Genomic DNA, 8414 nt, shown 5'->3' on the forward strand with positions numbered 1-8414 from the left:
GACCTCGCGGTAGACCTCCATGGTTCGGTCGCCGATGCTCGCCCAGGAGAAGGAGTCGACGGCGCGCTTGCGGCCCGCCAGGCCCATTGCCCGCGCCCGGTCGGTGTCGCTCACCGCGTCGTTCATCGCCGCGGCCAGGTCGGCCACGAACTTGTCGGGATCGACGGGGGTGCCGGTGCCGTCCTGGACCTGCTCGATGGGCACCAGCCAGCCGGTCTCACCGTCGACGACGACCTCCGGGATGCCCCCCGTCGCTGTCGCGACCACGGGCAACTCGCACGCCATGGCTTCGAGGTTGACGATGCCGAGCGGCTCATAGACCGACGGGCACAAGAACACCGTCGAAGAGGTCAGCAGCGCGGTGACTTCGTCCCGCGGCAACATCTCGGGGATCCAGATGACGCCCTCGCGCGTGGCCTTGAGGTTGTCCATCAGCCCCTCGACCTCGGCCATGATCTCCTTGGTGTCGGGCGCGCCCGCACACAGGATCAACTGGACGTCCGGCGGCAGCTCCGCGGCCGCCCGCAGGAGATAGGGCAGGCCCTTTTGCCGGGTGATCCGGCCGACAAAGATCGCCGATCGCTTGTCGGGGTCAACGCCGTGCTTCCTGACGACGTCAAGATCGTTATTCGGTTGCCAGAGAACCGAATCGATGCCGTTGTGGACGACCTTGACCTTATCGGGGTCGATCGATGGGTAGCTGCGCAACACGTCCTCGCGCATCCCCGCGCTGACCGCGATGACGGCGGCAGCGGCTTCATACGCCGACTTCTCGATCCACGACGAGAGGCGGTAGCCGCCGCCGAGCTGCTCGGCCTTCCACGGCCGCATCGGCTCCAGGCTGTGCGCACTGATGACGTGGGGCATCCCGCCGAGCAGGCTCGCCACATGGCCCGCGAAGTTGGCGTACCACGTATGCGAGTGCACCAGGTCCGCGCCCGCCGTGCCGGACACCATCGACAGGTCCACGCCCATCGTCTGAATGGCGGCGTTGGCATCCGCCAGTTCCGGCAGATCGGGATACGAGTAGGTGTCGGCCTCGTCTCGCGGGCCGCCGAAGGCGTGCACCCTGACGGTCATGTCGCCTCGGTCGCGCAGCGCACGAACCAGTTCTTGGACATGCACCCCGGCGCCGCCGTAGATGGTCGGTGGGTATTCCTTGCTGAGAATGTCGACGCGCACATGGAGAACCTAGTAGCTCGACCGCCGCTCTGCCACAGGTGATCCCGAACATTCCATGACCATCCCACGCGCGACGGCCCCTCCACCCAATAGGTTGGTGCCATGGCTGCTGGGAAAGACCCGAAGGTTCTTGTCATTGTTCTCGCGGGTGGCGAGGGCAAGCGTCTGATGCCGCTGACGGCTGACCGCGCGAAACCCGCTGTCCCCTTCGGCGGGATCTACCGCCTCATCGATTTTGCCCTGAGCAATGTCGTCAACTCCGGCTATCGACAAATCGTCGTGCTGACGCAATACAAGTCGCACAGCCTCGACCGCCACATCACCAAGACGTGGCGGATGTCGACGATGCTCGGTGGCTATGTCGCGCCCATCCCGGCGCAGCAACGCATGGGCAAGTCCTGGTACCTCGGCAGTGCCGACGCGATTTACCAGTCGCTGAACACGATCAAGGACGAGAAGCCGGACATTGTCGCCGTCCTCGGCGCCGACCACGTCTACCGCATGGACTTCTCCCAGATGGTCGACCAGCACATCGCCACCGGCGCGGGTGTCACCGTCTCGGCGATCCGCCAGCCGATCTCGCTCGCCGACCAGTTCGGCGTGATCGAGGTCGACGCCGCGAACCCCAACAAGATCCAGGCTTTCCGCGAAAAGCCCACGGACGCAGTCGGTTTGCCCGATGCCCCCCACGAGGTGCTCGCGTCGATGGGGAACTATGTCTTCGATGCCGACGTGCTCGTCGACGCCGTGACGAAGGACCACGACCTCGAAGGCAGCAAGCACGACATGGGCGGCGACATCGTCCCCGCCTTCGTCAGTCAGGGTGCCGGCTATGTCTACGACTTCAAGAACAACGAGGTCGACGGAAGCACCGATCGTGACCGCGGCTACTGGCGCGATGTCGGGACGATGGACTCCTACTACGACGCGAACATGGACCTCGTGAGCATCCAGCCGGTCTTCAACGTCTACAACTACGATTGGCCGCTCTACACCAGCTACGGCCCGCTGCCGCCTGCCAAGTTCGTCCACGGCCACCACGGCCGCTTCGGCGAAGCGCTCAACTCGATCGTCTCCCCTGGCGTGATCATCTCCGGTGGCCGAGTCACCGGATCGGTCATCAGCCCCAAGGTCCGCGTGCGCAGCTACTCCGAGATCTCCGACTCCGTCCTGATGGACGATGTCGAAGTCGGCCGCAGCTGCCAGATCCGCCGGGCGATCATCGACAAGGGCGTCGTCATCCCCGAGGGCACCAATATCGGCGTCGACCACGACCACGACCGCGCGCGCGGTTTCGAGGTCACCGATTCCGGACTCGTCGTCATCGGCAAGGAGCAGTTCGTCACTCCGTGACGTTTGCGGTGCCCGTATGCTGCGCCCGGCCTCCGTGTGGAGGCCGGGCGCGCATACGGTTGGGGGGTGATTGCCCCGAGCGACCTGCCCCGGCGCCTGCTGATCGTCAGTGATGTCGACTCCACCTTCATCGGTCAGGAGGTCATCGAACTCATCGCGCGCCGGGCCGGCTCTGAGTCCGAGGTGGCCGAGGTCACCGAGGCGGCCATGCGTGGCGAGCTCGACTTCGCCGAGAGCCTCCAGGCCCGCGTCGCGACCTTGGCCGGGCTGCCGGTCGCGGTGCTGGACGAGGTCCGTGCCGACGTGACCTTGACACCGGGTGTTCCCGAGCTGCTGGCCTGGGCCGCTGAGCGAGGCCACGTCGTGGCGCTCGTCTCCGGCGGCTTTCACGAAGTCGTCGATCCTCTGGCCGCCACCCTCGGCATCCGGCATGTCCGCGCCAACCGGCTCGAAGTCAGCGATGGAATCCTCACCGGCAACCTCGATGGTCCGATCGTCGATCGGGCCGGAAAGGCGGCCGCGCTGGAGGAGTTCGCCCGCGCCGAGGATATCGCCCTGTCCGCCACGGTGGCCGTGGGCGACGGCGCCAACGATCTCGACATGATCGCCGCCGCCGGCCTGGGTGTCGCCTTCGCCGCCAAGCCGCTTGTCGCTGACCAGGCTCAGCGCACACTGCCCGGACCCCGGCTCGATGCCCTGATCCCGCTGCTGGAGAACTGGACGCCCTGAACTGGACGCCCTGACCGGTCAGCGCGCCGGGGCGGACGCTGCCGGGCAACCGCGCGCCCACTAGGCTGACGCAATGGTTTCCCCGGCTGTGCCCCTGCGAAAGTTGCTCATCATCGGCGGCGCCGAAGATCGAGTGGGCAAGGCCAAGATTCTGCGCCGTTTCGTCAAACTCGCCGGGGGTAAAGAAGCACGGATCGTGATAATTCCCACCGCGTCGTCCTTCCAGGACGAGGTCGTCGCCGCTTATAGGCAGGTGTTCGCCCGGTTCGGCGCCACCGGGTGCGCGATCGTCAACCCCCGCACCCGGAGCGAGGCCGACGACGCGAGCCTCGTCCAGGCCCTGGACGAGGCCACCGGCGTCTTCATGAGCGGCGGCAACCAACTCAAGCTGAGTCAGATCTTCGCCGGGACGGCGTGCGGCGAGGCGATCCTGCGCGCCCACCGGCGCGGCGCGGTGGTCGGCGGGACCTCGGCCGGCGCGTCGATCATGAGCGAGTTCATGATCTCCCTCGGTGATGAGTCGGTCACGCCGCGCCAGCGCACCAGCCAGCTCACGCACGGGCTCGGCCTGCTCGACGGCGTCATCGTCGACCAGCACTTCGCCCAACGTCAGCGCTACGGCCGCCTGATGTCGATCGTCGCCTCCTCGCCTAACCTCATCGGAATCGGCATCGACGAGGACACCGCGATCGAGGTCACCGACAATCGCGAGCTGACCGTCATCGGGCGGGGTGCGGCATACGTCCTGGATTGCCGTCGGGCGATCACCGACGCGCCCGAGGCGCGCACGGGCGCGCCGCTCTTGGTGTCGGGTGCGATCGTGCACTCGCTTCCCGCAGGCGCGACGTTCGACATCACCAAGCTGATGCTCACCGACTTCGTCGAGCAGCATCCCGATCTCGGCGTCACGGTCACGGCCGCGGCGTCCTCTCGTCCCTAGCCAGCCCACCGAAAGAGTTATGCACGCATGAGCACCGAGCGCCCCACGCCCACCGGTCCGCTGGCACCGGATCTGCGCATCCTCGAAGAACGCGTCTACCGAGGTGGGAACGTCTGGTCTTACGACCCAGCCATCCACCTGGTCATGGATCTCGGTGTGCTGGAGGGCTATCCGACCGACACGATCCCCGGATTCACCGACCGGCTCATCGAGATGCTGCCGGGTGTCGCGAGCCACAGTTGCTCCCGCGGCCACGAGGGCGGATTCGGCGAACGGCTGCGTGAAGGCACCTGGCTCGGCCATGTCGCCGAGCACATCGCCTTGCAGTTGCAGCAGGAGGCCGGGCACGACCAGCGGCGGGGCAAGACCCGGATGGTGCGCGGTCGCACCGGTGTCTACAACGTCGTCTACGGCTACTCCGACGAGGGCGTCGCCCTGATGGCCGGACGGCTCGCCGTGCGTCTGATCAATCACCTGATCGCACCGGAGGACGGCTTCGACTTCGAGGCCGAGCTGGAGAACTTCCTGCGTAGCGCGGAGCGCACGGCCTTCGGTCCGTCGACGGCGGCGATCCTCGAGGAAGCGGTCAGCCGGGATATCCCTTACATCCGCCTCAACTCCGCATCGCTGGTGCAGCTGGGGCAGGGGGTTTACGCGCAGCGCATCCGAGCCACGATGACCTCCAAGACCGGTGCGCTGGCCGTCGACATCGCCAGCGACAAGGACATGACGATCAAGCTCCTGGGGTCGGCGGGCCTGCCGGTGCCGAAGCAGGAGACCTGCCGCACCGTCGAGGGCGCGGTGGCCGCGGCCCGTCGGATCGGGTTCCCCGTGGTCGTCAAGCCCCTGGACGGCAACCACGGACGTGGCGTCGGTCTCGACCTGATGTCGGACGACGACGTTCGCGCGGCTTTCGTTGTGGCGCAAGAGGAGTCGCGCCGCGGCTGGATCATCGTCGAGTCCTTCATCACCGGCAAGGACTACCGCTGCCTGATCGTTGGCGGACGCATGCAGGCCATCGCGGAACGGGTGCCTGCCCATGTCGTCGGGGACGGCACTCATACGGTCGAGGAACTCGTGCGGATCACCAACGCCGACCCGCGGCGCGGCGTCGGCCACGAGAAGGTGCTGACCCGGATCAAGGTGGACGACGCGGCGATCGAGCTGGTGCGCGAGCAGGGCTTTGCGATGACCGATGTGCCGCCGAACGGTGTGATGGTCAAGCTCGCGCTCACCGGCAATATGTCGACGGGCGGCATCTCCGTGGACCGGACCTTCGATGCCCATCCGGACAATGTCGAGATCGCGGAGGAGGCCGCCCGGATGATCGGGCTGGACGTCGCGGGCATCGACTTCATCTGCCCGGACATCACCCAGCCCGTGCGCGAGACCGGTGGGGCGATCTGCGAGGTGAATGCCGCGCCTGGCTTCCGCATGCACACGCACCCCACGGTCGGGGAGCCGCAGTTCATCGCCAAGCCAGTGGTCGACCTGCTCTTCCCGCCCGGCTCGCCGTCGCGCGTGCCGATCGTGGCCGTGACCGGGACCAATGGCAAGACGACGACATCCCGGATGATCGCCCACGTCTTTAAGACCATGGGCAAGAAGGTCGGGATGACCTCGACCGATGGCATCGTCATCGATGAGCGGCTGGTCATCAAGTCCGACGCCTCCGGGCCGCGGTCCGCGCGGATGGTGTTGCAGAACCCGCGCGTCGAGTTGGCCGTGATGGAGGTCGCCCGCGGCGGCATCCTGCGCGAGGGTTTGGGGTATGACCGCAACGACATCGCCGTTGTCACCAATGTCGCGCCCGACCACCTCGGCATGAAGGGGATCGACACCCTCGAACAACTCGCCGACGTCAAGGCCGTCGTCGTGGAAGCAGTGCCGCGCAATGGTTTTGCCGTGCTGAACGCCGACGACAGGCTGGTGCGGCGGATGCGCAACCGGTGCGCCGGAAATATCGTCTGGTACTCCCTGCAGCCGGCCGACTCCCCCGAGCGACGCTTCATCGATCAGCGCCTCGCGCGCGGCGGCCGGGCCGTTGTCCTGGAGAAGACCGATCGCGGTGACATGATCGTCATCAAGCACGGCAAGCGCTCGATGCAACTGGCCTGGACCCACCTGTTGCCCTCGACCTTCGGCGGCACGGCCATGTTCAACGTCGCCAATGCCATGGCTGCAGCGGGGGCCGCGTTTGCGGCGGGCGTCGGCCTACACGAGATCCGGCAGGGGCTGCGGACGTTCGCCACCAACTACTACCTCTCGCCCGGCCGCATGAACCTGATCAACGTCCGTGGCATCGAGGTCATCGTTGACTACTGCCACAATGCGCCCGGTATGGAGGTGCTCGGCCAGTTCGTCGACAAATACGCCGACCAGAAGGCCGCGACCAGCGAGTGGGGCAAGATCAGCCGGATCGGCATGGTCGCGACCGCAGGCGACCGGCGCGACGCCGACATGCGCGAGCTTGGCGCGATCGCCGCGAAGTACTTCGATGTCATCGTCGTCCGTGAGGACGAGCGCTTGCGCGGCCGCAAGCCCGGCGAAGTCGCTGCCCTGGTCGTCGAGGGCGCCCGCGCCGCTCAAGCCGCGGGCGGCGTGCGCGTGCGGCAGATCGAGACGGTACTCGGGGAGGTCGACGCGGTCCGGCACTGCGTGGGCCGCGCCAACCCCGGCGACATCGTCGTGCTCTGCGTCGACAACCACGCCAAGGTGGTCTCCGAGTTGGAGACGATCACGCACAGCGCCCAGGCACGCGCGCACAGCGACGCCGATGTGGGCGACCCGGACCTCGACCCGAAGTGGGCCGAGAACGAGATTACCCGGGACGAAAGCGGGGCGCCGCAACCTTAGAGGAGTTGCGGTCCCGGTCCCCGACGTCGCCAGTCATCTGACGCGTGCTCGGCTGGCGAGCGACGCGACCTCAGGGGCGGGTGCGCCAATCCTGAGGGGTGGGCGGACTGTCCGGATACCCGGCCCCGCGCATCAGGACGCGCGGTCGGGTGCCGTCGAGCCCCGAGATCACGATCGCGCTCCGTGCGCCGTAATCCTGGGCGGACCTCGCGTAGGCGACCGTGCGCCCGTCCGGCGACCACACCGGCTGCTCCCAGCCGATCGCGTTGGTCGAGGGAGGGGAGACGCGCCGGATCAGCGATCCGGCGGCCGAACGCAACTGGACCACGGGCGGTTCGCCGTCATACGTGGTGCTCCACGCATGATTGATGATCTGCTTCCCGTTGGGCGACCAGCTAACGTCGTCGCCGTAGACGTGGCCGATCTGCGCTCCGGTTGCTGCGGACACGATTGCCGTGTAGTCGCCACCGGTGTCGTCATCGCACCAGACGCCGACGGCGAGGGCACGGCCGTCCGGACGCCACGCGACCGCGCGTTCGTAGTCCGGGCCGTAGCAGTAGGGGTCCGAGATCTGACCAGGTCGCGAGACCACGCGCGGGGCCCCGCCGGAGGCGGGGATCGCCACCAGATTGCATTGGCCGCCAGTCCCACACCGGATGAAAGCGATCTGCTTGCCGTCCGGTGACCAGTCGGGACCCAGGGCCGATGCCGGGCCGAAGGTCAACCGTCGCACGCCGGTGCCGGCCGCCGACATGACATAGAGCGCGTTGACGCCGTCGCGATTCCCCTGGACCACCACCGCTTTCCCGTCTGGTGACCACTTGGCCCGGTAGACATCGGTCAGCGCGCCGACCGCTCGATCACCCGTCCCGTCCCCACCGATCGCCCGGAGCGCGCGGTCCTGGTCGATGTAGAGCAGCTCCGTGCTGCCGGCTTTGGCGTCGGGTGCAGCCGGTGACTCGACCGCCATCCCGGACGCCGCCGTGCTCAGCCCAAGGACGGGGCCGGCCAGAACGACCGCCACTAATGATGCATATTTCATGACTCCCCCACGTGATGACCGGCGCCCGTGTGGCGCCTGACTTCGACTCTAGGGCCGAGTGCATCTTCCTGGCCGGGCCATTGTCCCCGGACGTCGTCGGGCTACTGTCACGTGCGCAGAAGCGCGGCATATCTGGAGATGGCCGCGCGGTACTGCTGGCTGTCATCGTCGATCGCGCGGGCGAGGAGGGCGTCGATGAGGTCCGCCACGGCGACCTGCGCCCGGCCGGCCTCGAGGGCCGCGAGGGCTCCGAAGGCGATGACGGCCGCGCTCTCCGGTCGCTCGCTGGCCAGCTCGGCGAGCAGGGCGCTC

At 67.5% G+C, this 8414-nt stretch carries 7 protein-coding genes; 4 read left to right on the forward strand and 3 right to left on the reverse strand.

What is annotated here, in order from left to right:
- Positions 1-1182, reverse strand: a 1182-nt coding sequence (gene glgA / locus PKH97_RS05815; protein ID WP_324386465.1) for a glycogen synthase, incomplete at its 3' end; no start/stop codon positions are given.
- Between the two features lie 102 nt (positions 1183-1284).
- Between glgA and glgC the strand changes: the two genes are divergently transcribed.
- From glgC to cphA, 4 genes are all read left to right on the forward strand, one after another.
- Positions 1285-2535: a glucose-1-phosphate adenylyltransferase gene (gene glgC, locus PKH97_RS05820; protein WP_324386466.1), complete on the forward strand. Its 1251-nt coding sequence runs from the start codon at positions 1285-1287 to the stop codon at positions 2533-2535.
- A 66-nt stretch (positions 2536-2601) separates the two neighbouring features.
- The gene (gene serB / locus PKH97_RS05825; RefSeq protein ID WP_324386467.1) at positions 2602-3264 is read left to right on the forward strand and encodes a phosphoserine phosphatase SerB; all 663 of its coding nucleotides are present in this window, start codon (positions 2602-2604) and stop codon (positions 3262-3264) included.
- A 73-nt stretch (positions 3265-3337) separates the two neighbouring features.
- Positions 3338-4204, forward strand: a complete 867-nt coding sequence (locus PKH97_RS05830) for a cyanophycinase (RefSeq protein ID WP_324386468.1) — start codon at positions 3338-3340, stop codon at positions 4202-4204.
- Positions 4205-4231: 27 nt separating this feature from the next.
- Positions 4232-7060: a cyanophycin synthetase gene (gene cphA, locus PKH97_RS05835; RefSeq protein ID WP_324386469.1), complete on the forward strand. Its 2829-nt coding sequence runs from the start codon at positions 4232-4234 to the stop codon at positions 7058-7060.
- A 70-nt stretch (positions 7061-7130) separates the two neighbouring features.
- Here the strand turns inward: cphA and PKH97_RS05840 are convergent, their stop codons facing one another.
- Positions 7131-8084 (reverse strand): hypothetical protein, encoded by a 954-nt coding sequence (locus PKH97_RS05840; RefSeq protein ID WP_324386470.1) that lies wholly within the window; start codon positions 8082-8084, stop codon positions 7131-7133.
- A gap of 125 nt (positions 8085-8209) precedes the next feature.
- The coding region (locus PKH97_RS05845; protein WP_324386471.1) for a hypothetical protein at positions 8210-8414 on the reverse strand (205 nt) is incomplete at its 5' end.

The sequence above is a fragment of the Nostocoides sp. genome, from assembly GCF_035343835.1.
GTDB classification, from domain to species: domain Bacteria; phylum Actinomycetota; class Actinomycetes; order Actinomycetales; family Dermatophilaceae; genus Nostocoides_A; species Nostocoides_A vanveenii.